The following is a 20,656-nucleotide window of genomic DNA, read 5'->3' as shown; positions in this document are numbered from 1 at the left end:
CTCCTTAATTCTTTTCATAGGAATTACATGTTTATCTGAAACTTTTTTACACAACCCTTTTATTTTATTACACGAAAGGTGGTTTTTCTGCTTAAAAATTGTTAAAATTCTAATAATTGTTTTTTCTTGTGATTTGATTAATAGTATATTGCATATCTAATCAAACAAACATGTATAACGTTTTCAAACTAAACCGATAGGTGATGAGCAGGCATTGGTTATTGGTTTTGTTAGTGTCTTTGTTTTTCTTTAAAGCATCTGGACAAAATATTTCTAATGAAGGAACTGATTTCTGGACAGTCTTCCCAACCCATGTTCCATCAAGAGCTGTTAACGGCGTAATCCCATATGGAAATATTGCTGTTTTTGTAACATCAAAATCTAATTCTGAAGTTACCATAACTTGCGGAAATGCTGCTCCTGTTACAAAGACTATTCCTGCGAATACCGCTGTAAGATTTGATGTTCCAAGAGTCGATGCTTATATTGATGGGGTATTAGAAGCCAACCGGGTTTTAACAAATAAGGGAATACATGTTAAAGTTACCGATGGTCAGCCCAAAGTATCTGTTTATACCCACATTTATGGTGCAGCAAGATCTGCTGCTTCCTTGATCTTACCATTTGAAACTTTGGGCCAGACATATTATTCCATGAATTTTTCGCAGAGCAATGGCGGTAATAATTTTTTAACACTAGTTGCTGTAGAAGATAATACTGATATTATTTTGCATGAAAAAAATGGCAATAAAATTCCAATAACCTTAAACAAGACGGGCGATGTTTATGAATATTTAGCATCTGGAACGCAAGATCTTACTGGTACTTACGTAGAAACAGACCCGTTAACATCGTCTTGTAAACGTTTTGCTGCTTTTTCCGGTTCTTCAGTACTTTCAATTGTTTGTAATTCTTCTCAAGATCCATTGTTTCAACAGCTTTATCCTACAAATAGCTGGGGTAAAAATTATGGGGTTGTACCCTTTATCAATAGAAAGTATATTTTAAGGATTCTTGCACAAGAAGATAATACAAGTGTAACTTATAATGGTGCTACATATATTATTAATAAAGGTTTACCTATTGAAAGCGAACAATTAACCGGCTCTACTTTTATCACGGCTGATAAATTAATTAGCGTAGCCGAGTATTCCCTAACGCAAGATTGTTCTTCTGCTAATGGAGGCGCTATTATAGGTGATCCAGAAATGGTTATATTAAATCCGATTGAATTTAATATAAAGGGTGTGACCGTTTTTTCTTCTAGATTGCAGGATATTACAGAAAAGTATGTAAATGTTTTAATTAAAACAGCTAGCATCTCAGGATTTAGGTATAATGGTGTGGCACCAAATACTGCATGGACCATTTTAAATGGCAATTCTATTTACTCCTATACACAGATTCCGGTTAACGAAGAAAGTATAACGCTTACCGCAGATGATGGTTTTAATGCAATTGCTTACGGATTTGGTGATCACGAGTCTTATGCATATTCTGCCGGTACAAATTTATCATCAAATAACTATCTTACTGTGTTTAATACCGCCAAAAATGAAGAGGGGCAAAATGGATGCGTTGGAGAAACTTATAATATCAAAATATCGCTTCCATACAAGCCTGATTACATCAACTGGTCGCTGGATAATGAAAATGTAATTAATCAAAATCCACCTGTTCTTATGGAAACTAAAACTTTGCCAGATGGTACCAACATATTTACTTATGAATCGCCCTATACCAAAACCTATGCAGAAAAAGGTAAACACAGTTTAGAAATTGTAGCCCATGTGCCCAATACATCATCATGTGTATCGGGCGATTTAGTAACCAATTACACTTTTAATATCTACGATCTCCCTATAGCAAAATTTAATCCTATTATTGGTTGTTCAAATACTACTGCAAAATTTACAGATGGAAGTATATCTAATAATGACGATTTTGCAATTACCAAATGGTTATGGGATTTTGGAGATGAAAGTACGCCTTCCACAGAACAAAATCCAGAACATACTTATGCAAGACCTGGTAAATATTTGGTGAGGTTAACTGCTACCACGGGTTCTAATTGTGCTAATACCTCAGAACCTGTTGAAATTACAATAAATCCTACACCATTAGCAGATTTTGATGTTACTGGGTTCTGTACCAATAAACCAACCGTTTTAACTGATAAATCGAGCATTGAAGGTATTGGAACGATAGTAAAGTGGACGTGGGATTTTGGAGATGGAAGTACTCCCGTAACGTTGGAAGATAATGTTCCTCCTCCACATCAATACGCTGTTGCAGGTCGTTATACCATCACTTTAACAGTTGAGAGTGATCTTAAATGTTTAAATATTAAGCCTATAGATATAAATATATACGATCCACCGAAAGAAGTGGATTTCATGCTTCCTGATTTTTGTTTAGCGGATGGCGTGGCCAGATTTAAAAATACATCCAAAAATGCAGATGGAAGTACAACGGGTTTAACTTTTGAATGGAAATATGCGGATAATAACAATAATGTAATTGCTACCACAACAGGTGTCGATGGTGCTTTTATGCCTGCTGCCACAGGTAGTTATAATGTGACTCTAACTGTAAAGAATCAAGATGGTTGTGAGGCGTTTACATTAAAATCATTTACAGTTAATGGTGATGTTAAAACAGCTGATTTTGAGATTATAAATGACCATAGTTGTGTGAGTGAAAATATCATGATTAAAAATACATCTACCGTATTTACGGGCAAAATCACTAAGATTGAGATTTATAGAGATTTTGGTAATGAAAGTTCTATTTATAAAACAATTCCTTATCCAGATAATAACGAAGTTTTTATACTTAACTACAATACTTTTGGAGGCACTACCGACCGAACCTTTAACATCAAGCTTGTTGCCTATTCTGGAGAAAATTGTTTTAAATATTCAGAATCGCAAACACTTACCTTAAAACCAGTTCCGCAATTGGTGTTTGATGATATGGCTCCAGTTTGCGACGCAGATGGAACAGTTTTAATTACACAGGCCAAACAAAAGGTTGGAGAAGAAATGAATGGGCCGCCAGGTGTATATAGTGGCGATGGTATGAGGGCAGATGGTACCTTTAATCCTAAAATTGCCGGGCTGGGGCCGCATACCATCACTTATACATTTACTGGAGATAATGGTTGTCCTAATTCCATTTCCAATACCATTACAGTGTATAAATCCCCTGTGGCAGATGCAGGCACGCTAATTTACATTTTAGCAGGCGGGCAGATCGAAATTCCGGCAACTGCCGAAGGAACCAATTTAAAATACGAATGGTCGCCAGCAGTTGGCCTGAACAAAACCAATGTCTTAAATCCGATTGCCTCACCAAATGAGGACACAGAATATACCTTAACGGCCACTACACAGCCAGAAGGTTGCGTAACAACTTCAAAAGTATTGGTTAAGGTATTGCAAGCTATAAATCCACCCAATACCTTTACGCCAAATGGCGATAATGTAAACGATACCTGGATCATTAAATATTTAGAATCTTATCCAAATGCTACTGTCGAAATTTTTAACAGAAACGGGAATAGGGTATTTTTTAGCAATGGCTATAAAATTCCTTTTGATGGGAATTACCAAAATGAACCACTTCCGGTAGGTGTTTATTATTATATCATTAACCCACGTAACGGACGAAAAACAATAACAGGACCGCTCACCATAATCAGATAAATTGAAGAAGCTCATCATCATATTTGCACTTTTTGCAACATTTAAGGTTTTTGCGCAACAAAAGCCGCAGTATACCCAATATATTTTTAATCAGTACCTGCTAAATCCGGCGCTCTCCGGAATTGAAAATTACCTCGATTTTAAAGCTGGTTACCGTAAACAATGGTCGGGTATTACCGATGCGCCTCAAACTTCATTTGTATCGGCACATTGGGCGCTGGGCGATAACCAGTTATGGAGTAATGCGCTAACTGCTTTCCCGGAGCAAACAGGTAATCCGATGGACCGTAATTATATGCAAAACTATATGTCGTCGCCATCCCACCATGGAATGGGGTAACTGCTGTTTTAGATAAAACTGGTCCGATAAAAAGATTGGATGCGAATGTGACTTATGCTTATCATCTGCAATTGAGCAATGATTTTAATTTATCAGCGGGCATTGCAGCAGGGGTTTCGAGCATTTCTTTAGATTTAAATGCACTAACCTTTGATACACCAATAGATCCGATTATGAACAGGGCGCTGATTAACCAGGTTAAACCCGATTTAAATATCGGTTTATGGTTATACGGTGCAAGGTTATTTGCAGGTTTATCTGTACAGCAGATTTTACCCCAAAAATTAAGCTTTACAGGCGATAATAATTATAATTTAGGTAAAGAAGCACCACATTATTTTGCAACCGCAGGATATAAATTTTTCTTAGATGATGAGATTGCTGCTGTACCATCGGTAATGGTAAAGTATGTATCGCCGGCACCTGTTTCGGTTGACATAAACATGAAACTGGCTTTTAAAGATAAAATCTGGTTGGGTGGAAGCTATCGTAAAGATGATTCTTTTGCTGCGATGGCAGGTTTCAATATCGGAAAGATGGTTAATTTAACTTACTCTTACGATTTTACCACTTCACAACTGAATCAGGTAAGTAATGGTAGTCATGAAATTGTATTGGGCCTATTGCTAAATAATATTTATAATGTGCCATCGTACATTAAGATGTGGTAATCTGTTGGTATTCAGATTTATATAGGTGTGTCGCTTATGGATCAGAGCACAAAACCTGTATAGGATAGGAAGTCTCCTCTCGTCTTTCGCTTTTACGCTTCGCTTCCTCGTACCTCGTTGCTGCAGGGTAATGCTTCAGCCGGGGCTAGATGGCTACAGCAGTTTTTTATTTTTGAGATTGCAGGGTGCAGAAACTATGTTCTTAAACCCGATTGCAATGCAAAGCCCGTAAGCGAGGAACGAGTGCGGACTTGGAATGGAAAGCGGGACTGAAGCTGTCAAGTACACAGGACTGCTCATTTCCGAATCAAAATAAATACACCATTTATATTTGGAACGCAATACTTTCAGTTGACAATTTACAATTCTATGTTTTAGATAAGTAACTGTAAATTTCGAATTGTAAACTGGCAATTGGTAACTGCCAACTGTTCTAAAGTTCTTTTCTTAGCCTTGCTACCGGAATATTCATTTGCTCGCGATATTTCGCGACAGTCCTTCTGGCAATGTTATAACCTCTTTCTTTTAAAATTTCGGTTAATTTTTCATCCGCTAAGGGTTTGCGTTTATCTTCATTTCCGATACAGTCTTCCAATATTTTTTTTACCTCTTTATTCGAAACTTCTTCACCGTTTTCGGTCTGTATTGCTTCTGAGAAGAAAGATTTTAACAGGAAGGTGCCAAATTCGGTTTGTACATATTTAGAGTTCGCAACCCTCGATACGGTTGAGATATCCATGTCGATTTTATCAGCAATATCTTTCAATATCATCGGACGCATTTTGCGCTCGTCGGCCGTTAAAAAATATTCATATTGATAATGCATAATGGCATTCATGGTTTTTAACAAAGTTTGTTGTCTTTGTTTAATCGCATCTATAAACCATCTGGCAGAATCTAATTTTTGTTTAACAAACTGAACAGCCTCTTTCAGCTTTTTATCTTTGGATGATGCTTTATCGTAATGCTCGAACATCTCCTGGTAAGATCTGCTTACCTTTAGCTCGGGGGCATTTTTCGAATTTAACGTCAAAATCAATACGCCATCATTATTGCTGATGTGGAAATCAGGAATAATCTGCATTTGTTTGGTTGTAACCTGATTGGCATCACCTGGTTTGGGGTTTAAACGCAAAATTTCGTTTACTACCTCTTTAAGTTCTTCACTATCTAAGCCTAAACTTTTTTCTAATTTATCGTAATGTTTCCGTGTAAACTCATCCAAATAGTTTTCTACAACATTCATTGCTTTAACTATAATCGGGTTGTTTGGGTCTTTTCTTTTTAACTGGATCAACAAACATTCTTTCAGGTCTCTTGCACCAATACCAGGAGGATCGAAGCCTTGGATCAGTTTTAACATTTCCAATACATCATCTTCCTCCACCATAACATTCTGAGAAAAAGCAAGATCATCGATCATGGAGCCTAACGGACGGCGTAAATAACCATCATCATCTAAACTGCCAATAATCTGTTTGCCAATAATAAAATCCTGATCGGACAGCGGAATAAGGTCTAATTGCTCTTGCAAGCTTTCAAAAAAAGTACTTTCAATGGCAATTGGGGTTTCTTTCTTCTCCTCATCATCGTCGCCATTATTGTAGTTGGTGCTGTAATCATTGGCAGAATCATCCTGTAAATAATCATCTACATTAAATTCATCCATGCTGGTATCTTCTGATGACTGTTCGTAATCTTCAGGCCTGTCATTTAAATCATCATATTCGCTTTTTGGCTCATCCTGAGTCATTAAACTTGGATCTTCAAGAGCAGGGTTTTCTTCGAGCTCTTCTTTTACACGGGTATCTAAAGCAACGGTTGGCACCTGCAACAGTTTAATAAACTGTATTTGTTGTGGTGATAACTTTTGTAATAATTTTTGTTGTAAGTGTTGCTTTAGCATAGTAAATATAAAAGAATAGGGCAAAAATAAACAATAGATTTCAGATATTCTGCTGATTTGCTCTAAATGCTATCGATATGTTTGGTTTTAAAATTATTTCATAAACATTTGTATTAAGTTTAATGTTTGCTACTTTAGTAAATAAATAAACTAAAACTTAAAGAAAACATGGGCTTTGTAAAAGAATTTAAAGAATTTGCCATTAAAGGTAATGCTTTCGATTTGGCAGTCGGAGTAATTATAGGTGGCGCTTTTGGTAAAATTGTTACCAGTGTAATTGACGATTTAGTGATGCCGATTGTAGCCGCAATGGTAGGTAAACCAGATTTTAGCAGCATTTATTTCGCAATGGGGAAAGGCGCAGAACTGATTCCGAAGGGCGCTTCACTGGCAGATGCTAAAAAAGCGGCACCAGATGCATCTATATTTGCTTATGGTAATTTTATTACAGTAGCCATTAATTTTTTATTGTTGGCTTTGATTGTTTTTATAATGGTTAAAGCAATTAATAGAATGAAAAAGAAAGAAGAAGAAGTAGCAGTTGCTGCACCAGTAGTGCCAACAGCGGAAGAAACGCTTTTAACAGAAATCAGAGATTTGTTAAAAACAAAGGCATAATAACCATATCCGTCCTGATGTAAATCAGGACGGATTTTCGTTTTAATAACTTCTTTTTACTGTAGGATCTGTTATTATAATATAATCGCCAAGATTTTTAAATTTCTCCCAATTGGGATTCGCAAAGCTTTCATCCGAAAATGAAGAAATGTTGAGGATTTTTAATTTTGGATTGGCATGAGCCAGTTTTGCTAAAGTTCCCAGCTTTTCATCGCTATGGAAACGTCCATTAAGCTGAAAAACCTTAAAGCCCCTGTTTGCCTTAAGAAACTTATTTATAGACCATGACATGGTAGCATCCCATAAATTTTGCGTCTGGTAAATCTTCATTGCGCCCATACTGTGGCCACCCAAAGTTTCAGTAAATTTTTCATAATACCTACCCTGGGCCGTATCAATTGGTAGGGGTGGTAAAAAATTAAATGACGTTTTTGGAAAGTTTTCTAAAACTTTTAGCCCGCCCATAGTAACGGCATTGCTGTAACGCGTAGCCGCATTTGCAGCAATAACTTTTAACTTGTTTTGTTTTGCGTATTCTATTAAAGCTTTGTAATCTTTGTAATTACCCCAGGCTCTGCCTTCTTTAACAAAGTTCTTTTCTGATATTAATCCTGCTAGATATTCATCTACTTCAGGTTGTACATCGGTATGGAACATTTCTAACGATAATGCGGTTTTTAACGGATATTTTGAATGGAGTTTTTTAAAAAGCTCCGCTTCCAGGTAGTGTCCTATAGAATCGTTATGGTCTTCGCCAAAGAATAAAACATCTGCCTGGTCCATATCGGCAACAATGTCGTCTATCGATATGGATTTCTGTTTTTTAACATCATAAATCTTGTAATGGCTACTTATTCCCTGTGCAAACAAACCAGTAGAAATAGTAAGAACAAACATTAATAGGGGAAATTTCATGGCATGAAAATAACAAAATAATTTTCACCGATAAAATAAGGGTGCTTACCGCCTTTTGCCGAGCTTTAGCAAGTCTCATCTATTACGATCGGATGCTTATCAATACTTTTGGGTATTAAATATGAACACAAATGGAAAATATTAATAATAACGATAACAACCAGCTTAAAAACTCAGGAAGGGTGTGGAGCGGTTTCATCATAGCCATCATCGGATTTGCATTTCTATTGAACAACATGGGATTAAATATTCCGGGATGGATATTCAGTTGGTCTAATTTTTTAATTGTACTGGGTGTATTTATCGGTCTTCGTCGTAACTTTAAAGGAATAGCCTGGCTGATACTGATTTTGATTGGCGCTTATAATACCTTAGAAAATATACCTGGGTTAGATCTTGATTTATCTAAATACGCTTTAGGTGTTGGCTTGGTTATAGTAGGCGGCTTTTTAATCTTCAGACCGAAGGGCACTCCGACTTTTAGAAAAAGATATAAGGATAAGAACAAGGCTGATTTTGATTTTGACGAAGCTACCGATAAAAAGACTGTAAATAATAATGATGTTATTGAAGTAATGGCCGTTTTTGGAGGAAGTAACCAAACCGTTTACTCTAAAAACTTTCAGGGGGGCGATATTACGGCTGTATTCGGTGGAGCAGATATTGTAATGACCCAGGCCGATTTCCCTGAAACGGTATCGCTTGATGTAACAGCCGTTTTTGGAGGAATTAAACTAATTGTGCCACAAAACTGGGCAATAAAATCGAACGTAACGGCATTATTTGGTAGCGTTGAAGATAAAAGATCGCATGTAATGCCAGTGGCAGAGATGAAAAAAACATTGATTTTAGATGGAACGGCTTTATTTGGAGGGATCGAAATTAAAAGTTTCTAAACATTTATTATAAAACATCGCCTATGAAATGGTTTGCAGTAAATTGTATCTATCAGGTAATTTGTGGTGAAGGAAAACATACACCCCAGTTTAACGAACAAACGCGTTTAATCCAAGCAGATGGGATTGCGCAGGCTTTAGGCAAAGCTAAATTGAATGCCATACATTTTAACCCTTCTTTTAATAATTGTAACGGCGACAAAGTAGTATGGAAGTTTATAGGTGTAGGTGGAATATCGGCAATAGAAGAACTCGCCGATGGTGTAGAGGTAAGTTCCAGGATTGTTGAACCCAAATCGGTTACACAATACCTGGAAAAGCTAGCGCACCGCAATAAATCATTAACTAATCAAAACCATTTTGACAACTAGACCTTTATCCGTTCCGCAGATACAGAAAATATCGCTTACCATTGCAATAGTGTGGACTGTATTGTGTGCTGCTGGATTGCATTACGTAGTTAATTTTTCTTGGTGGGTATCGATAACTGATAGCTTAACCAATAACTTTTTGCTGGCGTTGGCTTGCATTGGGATCAGTAATATGCTTGGGTATTACCAGCCGAAGAATGAACGGATACTGTATATGCTGATCATTAGCCTTGCGCTTACATTTGTGATTATTTTTGCTTCAAAATATGTGGTGCTCTATATTTTTTCTGATTACAAAGAGTACAAGGATTTTTACAATTTTTCTTTCGCCTTCAGAGGCCTCATTTCTTTTATGTGCTTGGCATGGTGTGCACTTGCTAATATTTTATGGTATAGGTTAGAAGAACAATCAGAAACACACGAAAGATTATCGGCAGCTAAAAGTTTAGCGAAAGAGGCTGAGTTGAATAAGTTAAGGCACCAATTACAACCGCATTTTCTTTTCAATAGTTTAAATTCGGTATTTGCCCTTACCATGGTTAACCCAAAAGAGGCAGGCGTAATGATTACAAAATTAGCTTCTTTTCTTCGTGGCACCCTAAAACGCGATGATGAATTATGGGTTTCGGTTGAGGAAGAAATGGAGTACATCCAATTGTACCTCGATATTGAAAAGGTAAGGTTTAGCCATAGGTTAAACATTGAGGTTAATGTTGCTGAAGATACCTTAAATCTTTGTTTGCCAGGTACATTATTGCAGCCCATTGTAGAAAATGCCATTAAATTCGGACTTTATAATACTTCAGCAGGCATTACAATCAAGATAGATGTTACTGTTGAATATAATATTTTACAATTGCGAGTACAAAACCCTTTCGATCCGGAAATGAAGGCTGCTGGAGGAACTGGGTTTGGTTTAAGTGCCATTAAACGCAGGTTATATTTATTATTTGCGAATACACATCTGTTACAAACCGATATTGAGGCAAATAATTTATATATTACCACCCTAAAAATTCCACAAAAAAATGATCAGAACAATACTAATTGATGATGAGCCTTTAGCGAGAGATATTGTAAAATATTACCTTTCAGATCATGCAGAAATAGAGATTGTAGCAGAATGTGGTGATGGGTTCGAAGGTTTGAAAGCCATTACCTTGCATAAGCCTGATTTAATTTTTCTTGATATACAGATGCCTAAAATTAGTGGTTTCGAAATGCTCGAGCTGGTGGAAGATAAACCTGCAGTAATTTTTACCACTGCTTTTGATGAATATGCTATTAAAGCTTTTGAGGTTAATGCAGTAGATTATCTGCTCAAGCCGATTGATAAATCGCGCTTCGATGCTGCTATTAAAAAGTTACCCGGCAAATTAAATCATGTGGAAAATACGGAGGCTGTTTTGGATGCAGCAGCTTTAAGTCCGGCACAAAATAATAGGGTAGTAGTTAAAAAAGACGGTGTAATTAAGATTATCCCTGTTGCCGATATCAACTATTTAGAGGCGGATGATGATTATGTAAAATTAAGTACCGTTGATGGTGTTTTCTATAAGAACAAAACCATGGCTTATTTCGAACAAACATTGGATGTGAGTCAGTTTATCCGCATACATAGGTCTTACATCATTAATCTGGCCCAGGTAACCAAAATAGAGCTAAAAGAGAAAGATAGCTACGTGGTGTTGTTGAAGTCTGATATCTGGTTGCCGGTGAGTAAAACGGGTTATGTGAAATTGAAGGCGGCATTAGGTTTATAAAGATAGATTCTCAGAGTGGCGTCACCCTGAATTTATTTCAGGGTCTTTATTGTTGAAAAATGTTAACCACTAGGTATTCATTAGGCTTTTTGAGTCTATCGGTCGGTGTCATACCTGTAAAGATTACCACTTCAATCAGGTTTGTTTTACGGCTGTAGGTGCTGCTATTGACGGCTTGGTTCTTTTCTAGCGTCTTATACCAAAATAATTCTATCTAGTTCCATCGCAAAGGATCATGGACAGGAACGTTTGGTGAAACAATAAAACATACAAACAGATATTTATAAATGGCCACAGGGTCTCTTTTTCAAAAGAATTATTACATTTGCATTTGAATAGAAAAAATAATAATTAATCACTCTTGCATTTGTAGAGAAATCGCTTTATATTTGCACCTCTTAATTTTACAATAGATAATATACAGTCATGAAAAGAACATACCAACCTTCGCAAAGAAAGAGAAGAAACAAACACGGCTTCCGCGAAAGAATGGCAACAGCTAACGGCAGACGAGTATTAGCATCACGTCGTGCTAAAGGAAGAAAAAGATTAACAGTTTCTGACGAACGCAAGCATAAAGCATAATTTTTGATTGCTTTTCCGTTCATTCGGGATCGGCAGATCAAAATCTGCAGTTATCAATCAAAAATATATGTACACATTCAGGAAAGAAGAACGGTTATGCAGCAGGAAACATTTAGACCTGTTGTTTAAGAACGGTTCTTCTTTTTTATTATACCCTTTTCGCATTTCTTATCTTTTTGTTGATGTACCAGCTCATGTACAAGCGCAGGTGGTCATCAATGTTCCTAAAAAAAGATATAAGCGGGCAGTAGATCGCAATCTGCTCAAGCGCCGCATACGCGAAGCTTATCGCCTAAATAAGCAAGATAAATTATACATGCCTTTACCTACTGATAGGGATTGCTTTTGTTTTCCATCCAGTTTGTAGGTAAGGATAAGTATGAATTTGGTTTTATCGAGAAAAAACTGATCGCTAGCTTTAAGCGTTTCCAAAATTTAATCCAGCCCAATGAAATTCATCAATAAAATTTTCGGTTGGTTTTTTTTAGGCTTAATTAAAGTTTATCAATACGCCATTTCTCCAATGTTGGGGGCAAATTGTAGGTTTACGCCAACCTGCTCGCAATATGGGATAGAGGCCATTAAAAAGCACGGACCATTTAAAGGCGGCTTGCTGGCGCTGAAACGCATAGGCCGTTGCCATCCCTGGGGCAAACATGGGCATGATCCGGTTCCGTAGAAGGGTTCATTGGTTCACTAGCCATTTTTTATTTATTAATTGGTTAATCGACTCCAAACTTCTAGCTAATTCATTTGAAAGATTGAAGTAAAAATCCTTCGACTGCGTTCAGGATGATACTACGAGATGATACACTACCAGGGAAAATTTGACTCCAAACGCCGAAGCCCAAACGCTAAACTGAATTAATTTAAGGCTAAAAACTATATCTTTGCGCAATGGCTAAGATACTTCAAATAGAAACAGCTACTGCAATTTGTTCTGTAGCACTATCCATAAACGGCAAAACATTTTCATTTAAAGAAGAGAAGGGGCAGAACCTGCATGCAGCAAATTTAACTTTGTTTATAGATGAAGTGCTTAAAACTGCAGGACTGAATTACCAAGAGTTAGATGCCATTGCGGTAAGTAAAGGGCCAGGGTCTTATACCGGATTAAGGATTGGTGTTTCTACAGCGAAGGGGTTATGTTATGCATTAGATAAACCTTTAATTGCCATTGAAACCTTAGAAATGATGGCTGCTGGTTATTTGACAGAAAATCCTGGTTATTCAGGTTTAATCTGCCCAATGATCGATGCCCGCCGAATGGAAGTTTATACTGCAATTTTCGATCGCTCGTTAAACGTAATCATGCCAACCGAAGCAAAAATTATTGATGAGACAAGTTTTACAGATTATCTCACACAACAAGCTGTTGCTTTTTTAGGCGATGGAGCGGCTAAGTGTGCCGAAGTTTTAACACATCTAAATGCAAAATTCGATACGACCAATTTCAATGCTGCAACATATATGTCGCAATTGGCAAACGAAGCTTTCAGCAACAATAAATTTGAAGATGTAGCCTATTTCGAACCTTTTTACCTGAAAGATTTTGTAGTTACCCAATCTAAAAAGCAACAAGCGTAGGGTTAGACCGGTTATCTTCTTTTAAAGATTGAAAACAAACTTTTAAAGAAACTCCCACCTTCATTGTCATTTATGCCTGGTATTACATCGGCAAATTGCGGATGGTTAACCACATTACCGAATTTAATGCCTACACCCATGTAAAAAGAAGCACCATTAGGCCCGCTGCCTACAGTAGCATCATTTTTAATCATTCCATAAGTTTGAAAACTGGTAGCCACTAAATTATCTGTACCCATAAACAATTCAAAATTTGGTGTCTGGTATTTTCCTTGCAATCCAACCATAAAAACACCATTTAAGTTGTATAAGGGAGTAACACTTCCCGAAAAATCGTTGGCAATAAAAGTGTTTACCAAAGCAATATCTCCGCCTTTATAAAACAAGTTTTTCGAAACAGCTAGGCCTGGTTTGTAAAAGCCATATCGTTTAGATAGGTAAACATCAAGTTTAGCATTGGTAGGCGCTAAAAACTTTTTGCTTTGCTCCGAAAGGAGGAAAATGTCTTTTATTTCCTGATTGGTATTAGATTGGTTATTTTCTATATTCTCAATAATTTTTGATTGATCTACCGTAGTGCGTTGCGAATTACTTCGCCACCAGATAAAACCTAAATCTTTTATATTGGCCATTAAGAACAAACCTTTTTTAGTGGTGTAATTGCTTCCAAAGCTTAATGATAGTCCTGGGTTTTTAAAGTTTGGAATAAAATTTTTCTTATTTACCTCATCAAAATCAGAAAAATTGCTGGAATAGGTTCCTTTCAGGCCAATTAACAGGGCATCAGACTCAGGATCGATATATAAATAAGAGTCGGAAACATTTAATTTGTTGTAAAGTATTCCACTCAGTAAACTTGCTTTTAAACCAAATGCGAGTCTTTTATTCCAGTTTTCGCGATAGGTAAAGCTAAATTGATGGTAACTTTGTTCGTAGCCTTTGGTATCAAAAATCCCGGTATATTGCTGATTAGTATTAAACCTTTCGAACGAATCAAAAATAGCCATTGTTTCGTTGGTGTAATCGATATGTGCATCGGATCTGATCTGCCACGAAAACCCCATTTCTTTTTGATACTTATAAGATTTGAAAAGCCTGAATGCTGCTACATAGATATTACTGTTTTCGAAAAAATGATTCACTTCTCCAGTACCGATAGGTAAACTTCTTGTATCAAAAACACCTTCCTGTGTTAATCTTCTTATGGCAAACTTAGAGCTTCCTTTATTAATGGCGTTTGTTCCAAGATAAGGTAGGAAGAAATTGGAGGAAAATCTTCGTGATGAATCTAAGGTGAAAGATTTTTGAGATGGATTTTCGAATGCATCAAACATGGTTTTAGTACCAAAAAGCGCATATTGTTGTGCATTTGCAACCCCGAAGCTAGCTATTGCCAGTAACGCAAGTAAAAGTTTCTTCATGTAAAATAGTTTCTTGGGATGGTTTCTTTATTAACGGTTACTTAATGAATCTGGTATTTCTGGTTGTAAATATTTGTTTAAAAGCAAGTTAGTGATGAATTTGTTTTTGTCTGCACTCATTTGGTAACAAAAAGTATCGAAACTTTTTAAACCACTGTCTGCCCGCAAATGTTTATAGAAATTCAGTTGAACATTGTGCCTGAAAATATCTGCAGAATTTTTGGTATTGATGTAATAACTTATGTTCGAAGTGGTCGAAATCTGGTTCACCGCATCTAAATATTGTGGTGTTTGTATTAACAGCCTGTTGTTTTTATAATCGTTTAAAAATGATTGCACTGTGCTCGCATTATTGGCTACAATTAAATTATTATCTACAATGGTATAATATGGCCGTGCAAATTTTTTAAAAGGCTCCCCAAAATAACTGTACAGGATATCGGCCGATTTAAAGAGCTTAATGTCTTCGCTATAATCTGCACTTACATCAAGCAGCAACTGTTTTGTTTTTTCGCCATCTGATAATGAAATTGCGCCTAGTTTTTCGCTGGTGCTTAACTGAAAAAGAATAAACTGATTCTTGGTATAAGTGGTAAATATCAAATCTAAATCTGTTCTGTAATCATCCTTTATTTTTTTTATCACGGCATTGGTTTTTGAAAGTATTTTCGTTTGTTCCTGCCAATTATTTAATTTTTTAAGCCATTTACCGTAATCATCATAAGCATAAAGCGCATAGTTTGCTGTATTATCGGGCAGGATATTTTGTATTGATGTATTTTGTGCAGCGGTGTTTTCGAATAATTTAAGGTAATTGTGCTGATCTTTTAATTCGGTACTTCCGCTGAAAAGAATTTTCTCTTTACTGAAATTGTAATTGAGTACAGCGAAACTGTTTTGTTGGTTAAATAGGGCAATTTCGCCATTAATGTTACCTGCAATAATATTTTTAAGTAGTAATGGGGCCTGGTTAAAATTGATGTAGATATTGGCCAGTACATTTTTGATCTGGTGCTTGTTCTCCTTAATGTACTCCGTAAAAGGATTCTCCGTTAAACGAATATTAGCGTCATTAATCAGTTTCAATGAAGTTGAAACCGTTAATACCTGGTTATGGATGCCTAAATAAATCCGTAAACTGTCGTTTATCCTCACAGTATAAAGCTCTTTCGAATTTTCGGTAATTACTTTTTTTAGTTTTAGCTGTTCGTAGAATTTTTTGATGTCGTTATCAGGCTGAATTTGTAAGGTGATCAGGAAGTTGAGGGTTTTATTCGAATCAGGTAATACACTAATATAAACCTGCTGATCCTTCAAATACCTGTTGATCAGATTATCGTCGATAATGCTTGCTTTCAGCTGTTTTAAAAGGCTCATTTTATCTTTCCCTAAAACCTGCTGGATAAGTTGCTGCCCTTCAATGATATCGTAAAAACTTTTATCGTTCTGGAAAGAAAACACTAAAGCTGCATTATTAGTTGCCGATTGCAGCGCCAGATCTTTCGCATCATTATCTGTACCCAATTTTGAAAAATAGAGATAAGCCATAAAGGCTACACCCAAAAATAATGCACTTGTTAGAATTACGATTTTTTTCATCTGCTTTGCAACAAATTTAATTTATTACATTGATTAGTGAGAAGTTCTTTGTCAATTTATTAATTTAGCGATTGCTACTAGCAAATCATTATGAATAAACGAATAATTCTTACTGCTTCTTTTTTTGGTGCTGTTGCTGTTTTGCTGGGTGCATTTGGCGCTCATGGTTTAAAGGCCTTAATTGACGGGCCATCATTGGAAATCTGGCAAAAAGGTGTTGATTATCAGTTCTATCATACCTTTGCATTATTATACCTTTCTACTTTTGCCCGCTACCGGAACAAGCTGATCAATATTGCCTATTTCTGTTTTACATTTGGTATTATTCTTTTTTCAGGTTCGCTATATTTATTGGCTACACGAAACATATCACACTTAGGATTTACTGAATTTATTGGCCCAGTAACGCCAATTGGTGGGCTTTTATTTGTATTGGGATGGATAATGCTCTTTTTTGCGGCATTTAAAGATAAATAATGAATACTTTCGAAAGTGATATTTTTGCAGAAAGAGAAACACTTTTTGTTGAAGTTATTTTGCCATTATCTTTGGCGAAAAACTATACTTATCGGGTACCTTTTGATTTAAACGACCAGATTGCCGTTGGGAAACGTGTGGTGGTGCAATTTGGAAAGCATAAAATTTATACTGCTTTAATTAGTGGAATTAGTACGGTGCCGCCAACAGTTTATGAGGCAAAATACATTATTGATGTAGTTGATAATGAGCCTGTAATTACACCCATGCAACTTAAATTCTGGACATGGATGACCAATTATTACATGTGTAATGAAGGTGATGTAATGGCGGCGGCTTTGCCTGCAAGTTTAAAACTGGCCAGCGAAACGATCTTAATTCTTCGCGATGATTATAATGAAGATACCGAACTTACCGATAAGGAAGAAATCATTATCAATGCACTGAAACAGCAGCAGAAACTTACTGTTAATGATGTTTCTAAGCTCCTTGGGCAGAAAACAGTATACCCGATCATCAATCATTTGCTGGATAAAGAACTGGTGCTGGTGGCAGAAGAGGTGGTGCAGAAATATAAACCTTTGCTTAAGTCGTTCATTATTTTAAATGATTTTTATAGCGATGAGGAAAATCTGAAACAGCTTTTTAATGTTTTAGATCGGGCGCCTAAACAATTAGACGCTTTACTGGCTTACCTAAAATTGCAAAAATCAAATCTGCCAATTTCCAAAGAACAGCTTTTAGAAGAAAGTAATTGTGGACCAGCAGCGCTCAAAGCCTTAACCGACAAAGATATTTTTGTGGTGATGAAAAGGCCGGTTAGCCGTTTAGCTGCCCATGATGAAGAGTTCAGTGTGAATTTCGAGCTGAACGAAGGTCAGCAGAAAGCATTAAACCAGATTAACCGGCATTTTGAGGAGAAAGAGGTGGTTTTGTTGCATGGTGTTACCGCATCTGGAAAAACACAGGTTTATATCAAACTGATTGAAAAAATTATTCAAAATACAGATGGCCAGGTATTGTTCCTGTTGCCAGAAATTGCATTAACAACCCAGATTGTAGAACGTATCAAACGCTATTTCGGTAATGCAATAGGGGTATACCACTCCAAATTTAACAATAGCGAACGGGTAGAAATCTGGAATAAAGTGCGTACAGGTACTTATAAAGTAATTCTTGGTGCCCGCTCAGCAGTTTTTCTTCCTTTCGAACACTTAAAACTGATTGTGGTTGATGAAGAACACGAACCTTCTTACAAACAATATGATCCGGCACCACGCTATCAGGCGAGGGATGCTGCCATTTATCTTGGTTATCTGCACCAAGCTAAGGTTGTTTTGGGATCAGCTACACCATCTTTAGAGAGTTATTATAATGCTTTACAAGGTAAATACGGTCTTGTAGAGATGAAAGAGCGTTTTGGCGGGGTTCAGCTTCCTAATCAGCAGGTGGTAAGTATTTCGGAAGAAACGAAGAAAAAAACAATGAGTTCGTATTTTTCGAGCGTGTTGATCAAAGATATCGATCTGGCACTTTCTAAAAAGGAGCAGATTGTGTTATTTCAAAACAGGAGGGGTTATGCCACTATTCTAATCTGTGCAACTTGTGGTTATACACCAAAATGTGTAAACTGCGATGTAAGTTTAACCTATCATAAAAGCAGTGGTAAATTACATTGCCACTACTGCGGTTATCAGCAGAGCAGTGTAAATATCTGTCCGGCTTGTGGTTCGGTCCATGTAGAGCAAAAAGGATTTGGTACAGAGCGTATTGAAGAAGAACTCAGGTTACTTTATCCAGAAGTGACCATTGCCCGGTTGGATATGGACAGTACAAGGACAAAAAATGGACTTCAACAGATCTTAAACGACTTTCAAGAGAAGAAAACCGATATTTTAATCGGCACACAAATGGTGGCTAAAGGATTGGATTTCGATAACCTGAATCTTATTGGTGTAATTAATGCCGATACGCTTTTAGGTTACCCTGATTTTCGTGCTTACGAAAGGAGTTTCCAGCTGCTGGCGCAGGTTGCAGGTAGGGCAGGCAGAAGGGCCGATCAGGGTAATGTTTGTATCCAGACTTACGATGCTGAAAACCGTATTATCAAGCAAGTGGTGAACAACGATTATGAGGGCATGTACAACGACGAAATTGTAGAACGGGAGAAATTCTTGTATCCTCCCTTTTCCAGGATGATATTTCTATATGTAAAACATAAAGATTCTCATGTACTAGATCACGCGGCATTTACACTCGCAAATATCCTTAAAGCAAAATTTGGTAAACGCGTTTTAGGTCCCGAACAACCTCTGGTAAGTCGCGTACGGAATCTTTATATCAAACAGATCATTATCAAAGCCGATAAGCATACTGCCATTCAAAAAGTTAAAGATGCATTGAGAGAAACCCTGACCCAATTTAATGCTACCAAAGAATTTAAAGGTGTTTTTACGCAAATAGATGTAGATCCGTATTAATTACTAATTTAAGTTTTGATTTAGTGTTACTTACGGTAATGTGGATTTCTTTATCTTGTATCACCGTTAAAAAAAGCTAATTTTGAGGCTCATGGCGTATAAATTTGTTGATAATTACCGAGAACGTGGAGCGAGAAAAAAACTGGTTGAGTTGTTAAAATCTCGCGGAATTGAAGATAAAAATGTGTTAACGGCCATAGGTAAAGTTCCACGTCATTTCTTTTTTGATGAAACTTTTTGGAACCAAGCCTACAAAGATATTGCTTTTCCAATAGGTGATGGGCAAACGATATCTCAACCTTACACCGTTGCTTATCAAAGTGAACTGCTGCACATTAAAAAAGGAGACAAGGTACTCGAGATTGGAACGGGCTCAGGCTATCAAACCTGTATTTTAATGGAACTTGGTGCAACAGTATTTACCATAGAAAGACAAGAAAACATTTACAACAGAACGATTCAGGTTTTGCCAGGGATGGGCTACCGGCCTACCTTTTATTGTGGCGATGGTTCGAAAGGAATTGCTGCCCATGCACCATACGACAAAATAATCGTTACTGCTGGCGCTCCTTTGGTTCCAGAGATATTATTAAAACAATTAAAAATAGGTGGCATTCTGGTTATCCCGGTGGGAGATGAGAAAACCCAGAAAATGGTTACCGTTATCCGCGTAAGCGAAACAGACTACGAAAAAATTGTCTTAGACACATTTAGGTTTGTGCCCTTAGTTGGCGACCAAGCGTGGTAGTTACTAGTCTTTAGTCTAAAGTCTTCAGTCCCTAGTCATTCGGACCCACGACTGCTGACTAAACTACCGCTTCATCGCTCTATCCAGCTCACGTTTGGTATCTCTATCCTTAATGCTGTCGCGTTTATCGAATTCTTTTTTACCCTGGGCCAGTGCGATTTCTATTTTAGCGAAACCTCTTTCATTGATGAAAATGCGTAATGGAACTATAGTATAACCTTTTTCTTCGCCTTTAAGCTTTAATTTTCTAATTTCTTTTTTCTGCAGTAATAGGGCCCGGTCGCGTTTAATATCGTGGTGATAAAAAGAACTGTGGCTATATTCAGAAATATGAAGGTTACGTACGAAAAGATTGCCACCAATAAACATGCAAAATGCATCGGTCATGTTGGCTTTACCTTGTCTGATTGCTTTTATTTCAGTTCCTAAAAGTGCAATACCTGCTACGTATTTATCTAAAAGATTGTAGTCGAAATATGCTCTTTTATTCTTTATGTTGATGTCGTTTTTCAAAATTGTAATAAAATATGTTATTGTAATATATACAATTGTATATAAAGTATAGTGTAAGA

The 20,656-nt window shown here is 36.7% G+C and carries 20 protein-coding genes; 15 read left to right on the top strand and 5 right to left on the bottom strand.

From position 1 onward, the window contains the following. Positions 1-203: 203 nt before the first annotated feature. The 3 genes from H9N25_RS11540 to H9N25_RS25030 are packed head-to-tail and all read left to right on the top strand — an operon-like array spanning position 204 to position 4,718. Entirely contained in the window at positions 204-3,707 is a 3,504-nt protein-coding gene (locus tag H9N25_RS11540; RefSeq protein ID WP_190328986.1) for a PKD domain-containing protein, read from the top strand. A gap of 1 nt (position 3,708) precedes the next feature. Continuing rightward, entirely contained in the window at positions 3,709-4,047 is a 339-nt protein-coding gene (locus H9N25_RS25035; RefSeq protein ID WP_255524635.1) for a type IX secretion system membrane protein PorP/SprF, read from the top strand. A gap of 35 nt (positions 4,048-4,082) precedes the next feature. Continuing rightward, on the top strand, positions 4,083-4,718 hold the full coding sequence (locus H9N25_RS25030) for a PorP/SprF family type IX secretion system membrane protein (RefSeq protein ID WP_255524634.1): 636 nt from the start codon (positions 4,083-4,085) through the stop codon (positions 4,716-4,718). A gap of 433 nt (positions 4,719-5,151) precedes the next feature. Here H9N25_RS25030 and rpoN read toward each other — a convergent pair whose 3' ends face one another. Further along, positions 5,152-6,624, bottom strand: coding sequence for an RNA polymerase factor sigma-54 (rpoN, locus tag H9N25_RS11530; RefSeq protein ID WP_167294908.1), 1,473 nt, complete (start codon positions 6,622-6,624; stop codon positions 5,152-5,154). 168 nt (positions 6,625-6,792) lie between these two features. Here rpoN and mscL point away from each other — a divergent pair, with 168 nt between their 5' ends. Next, positions 6,793-7,242 (top strand): large conductance mechanosensitive channel protein MscL, encoded by a 450-nt coding sequence (mscL, locus tag H9N25_RS11525; RefSeq protein ID WP_167294907.1) that lies wholly within the window; start codon positions 6,793-6,795, stop codon positions 7,240-7,242. 42 nt (positions 7,243-7,284) lie between these two features. On the opposite strand, the gene H9N25_RS11520 is transcribed toward mscL, so the two are convergent. Continuing rightward, a complete protein-coding gene (locus tag H9N25_RS11520) occupies positions 7,285-8,157 on the bottom strand; it encodes a ChaN family lipoprotein (protein WP_190328985.1) in 873 nt (290 codons plus the stop codon). Positions 8,158-8,288: 131 nt separating this feature from the next. Between H9N25_RS11520 and H9N25_RS11515 the strand changes: the two genes are divergently transcribed. The 8 genes from H9N25_RS11515 (at position 8,289) to tsaB (ending at position 13,359) form a co-directional block, all read left to right on the top strand. Next, the gene (locus H9N25_RS11515; protein WP_167294905.1) at positions 8,289-9,053 is read left to right on the top strand and encodes a LiaF transmembrane domain-containing protein; all 765 of its coding nucleotides are present in this window, start codon (positions 8,289-8,291) and stop codon (positions 9,051-9,053) included. 23 nt (positions 9,054-9,076) lie between these two features. Further along, positions 9,077-9,424 carry a DUF4288 domain-containing protein gene (locus tag H9N25_RS11510; protein ID WP_167294904.1) on the top strand — a complete coding sequence of 116 codons (348 nt, stop codon included), beginning with the start codon at positions 9,077-9,079 and terminating at the stop codon, positions 9,422-9,424. Then, a complete protein-coding gene (locus H9N25_RS11505; protein WP_223833722.1) occupies positions 9,414-10,475 on the top strand; it encodes a sensor histidine kinase in 1,062 nt (353 codons plus the stop codon). Before H9N25_RS11510 ends, H9N25_RS11505 begins: the two co-directional genes overlap by 11 nt. Further along, positions 10,453-11,187, top strand: a complete 735-nt coding sequence (locus H9N25_RS11500) for a LytR/AlgR family response regulator transcription factor (protein ID WP_190328984.1) — start codon at positions 10,453-10,455, stop codon at positions 11,185-11,187. The genes H9N25_RS11505 and H9N25_RS11500 overlap by 23 nt, the downstream gene beginning before the upstream one ends. A gap of 426 nt (positions 11,188-11,613) precedes the next feature. Further along, positions 11,614-11,772 (top strand): 50S ribosomal protein L34, encoded by a 159-nt coding sequence (gene rpmH, locus H9N25_RS11495; protein ID WP_010601723.1) that lies wholly within the window; start codon positions 11,614-11,616, stop codon positions 11,770-11,772. A gap of 67 nt (positions 11,773-11,839) precedes the next feature. Continuing rightward, on the top strand, positions 11,840-12,139 hold the full coding sequence (locus H9N25_RS11490; protein WP_223833721.1) for a ribonuclease P protein component: 300 nt from the start codon (positions 11,840-11,842) through the stop codon (positions 12,137-12,139). 81 nt (positions 12,140-12,220) lie between these two features. Continuing rightward, positions 12,221-12,451, top strand: a complete 231-nt coding sequence (yidD, locus tag H9N25_RS11485; protein WP_167294901.1) for a membrane protein insertion efficiency factor YidD — start codon at positions 12,221-12,223, stop codon at positions 12,449-12,451. 218 nt (positions 12,452-12,669) lie between these two features. Further along, positions 12,670-13,359 carry a tRNA (adenosine(37)-N6)-threonylcarbamoyltransferase complex dimerization subunit type 1 TsaB gene (gene tsaB, locus H9N25_RS11480; RefSeq protein ID WP_190328983.1) on the top strand — a complete coding sequence of 230 codons (690 nt, stop codon included), beginning with the start codon at positions 12,670-12,672 and terminating at the stop codon, positions 13,357-13,359. A gap of 11 nt (positions 13,360-13,370) precedes the next feature. Here tsaB and H9N25_RS11475 read toward each other — a convergent pair whose 3' ends face one another. Together H9N25_RS11475 and H9N25_RS11470 are read right to left on the bottom strand one after the other, a co-directional pair. Then, a complete protein-coding gene (locus tag H9N25_RS11475; RefSeq protein WP_190328982.1) occupies positions 13,371-14,780 on the bottom strand; it encodes a DUF5723 family protein in 1,410 nt (469 codons plus the stop codon). Positions 14,781-14,810: 30 nt separating this feature from the next. Beyond that, positions 14,811-16,379, bottom strand: coding sequence for a hypothetical protein (locus tag H9N25_RS11470; RefSeq protein ID WP_190328981.1), 1,569 nt, complete (start codon positions 16,377-16,379; stop codon positions 14,811-14,813). Positions 16,380-16,469: 90 nt separating this feature from the next. Here H9N25_RS11470 and H9N25_RS11465 point away from each other — a divergent pair, with 90 nt between their 5' ends. From H9N25_RS11465 to H9N25_RS11455, 3 genes are all read left to right on the top strand, one after another. Beyond that, positions 16,470-16,856 carry a DUF423 domain-containing protein gene (locus tag H9N25_RS11465; protein ID WP_167294897.1) on the top strand — a complete coding sequence of 129 codons (387 nt, stop codon included), beginning with the start codon at positions 16,470-16,472 and terminating at the stop codon, positions 16,854-16,856. Continuing rightward, complete coding sequence (gene priA, locus H9N25_RS11460; protein ID WP_190328980.1) at positions 16,856-19,336, top strand: replication restart helicase PriA; 2,481 nt, start codon at positions 16,856-16,858, stop codon at positions 19,334-19,336. Before H9N25_RS11465 ends, priA begins: the two co-directional genes overlap by 1 nt. A gap of 91 nt (positions 19,337-19,427) precedes the next feature. Beyond that, positions 19,428-20,084, top strand: a complete 657-nt coding sequence (locus H9N25_RS11455; RefSeq protein WP_190328979.1) for a protein-L-isoaspartate(D-aspartate) O-methyltransferase — start codon at positions 19,428-19,430, stop codon at positions 20,082-20,084. A 63-nt stretch (positions 20,085-20,147) separates the two neighbouring features. Here the strand turns inward: H9N25_RS11455 and smpB are convergent, their stop codons facing one another. Next, complete coding sequence (gene smpB / locus H9N25_RS11450; protein ID WP_190328978.1) at positions 20,148-20,597, bottom strand: SsrA-binding protein SmpB; 450 nt, start codon at positions 20,595-20,597, stop codon at positions 20,148-20,150. Between the last annotated feature and the right edge of the window lie 59 nt (positions 20,598-20,656).

The sequence above is a fragment of the Pedobacter riviphilus genome, from assembly GCF_014692875.1.
Taxonomy (GTDB): Bacteria; Bacteroidota; Bacteroidia; order Sphingobacteriales; family Sphingobacteriaceae; genus Pedobacter; species Pedobacter riviphilus.
The sequence above is the reverse complement of the archived record's forward strand: the minus strand, read 5'-3'. Positions and strand labels throughout refer to the sequence as shown.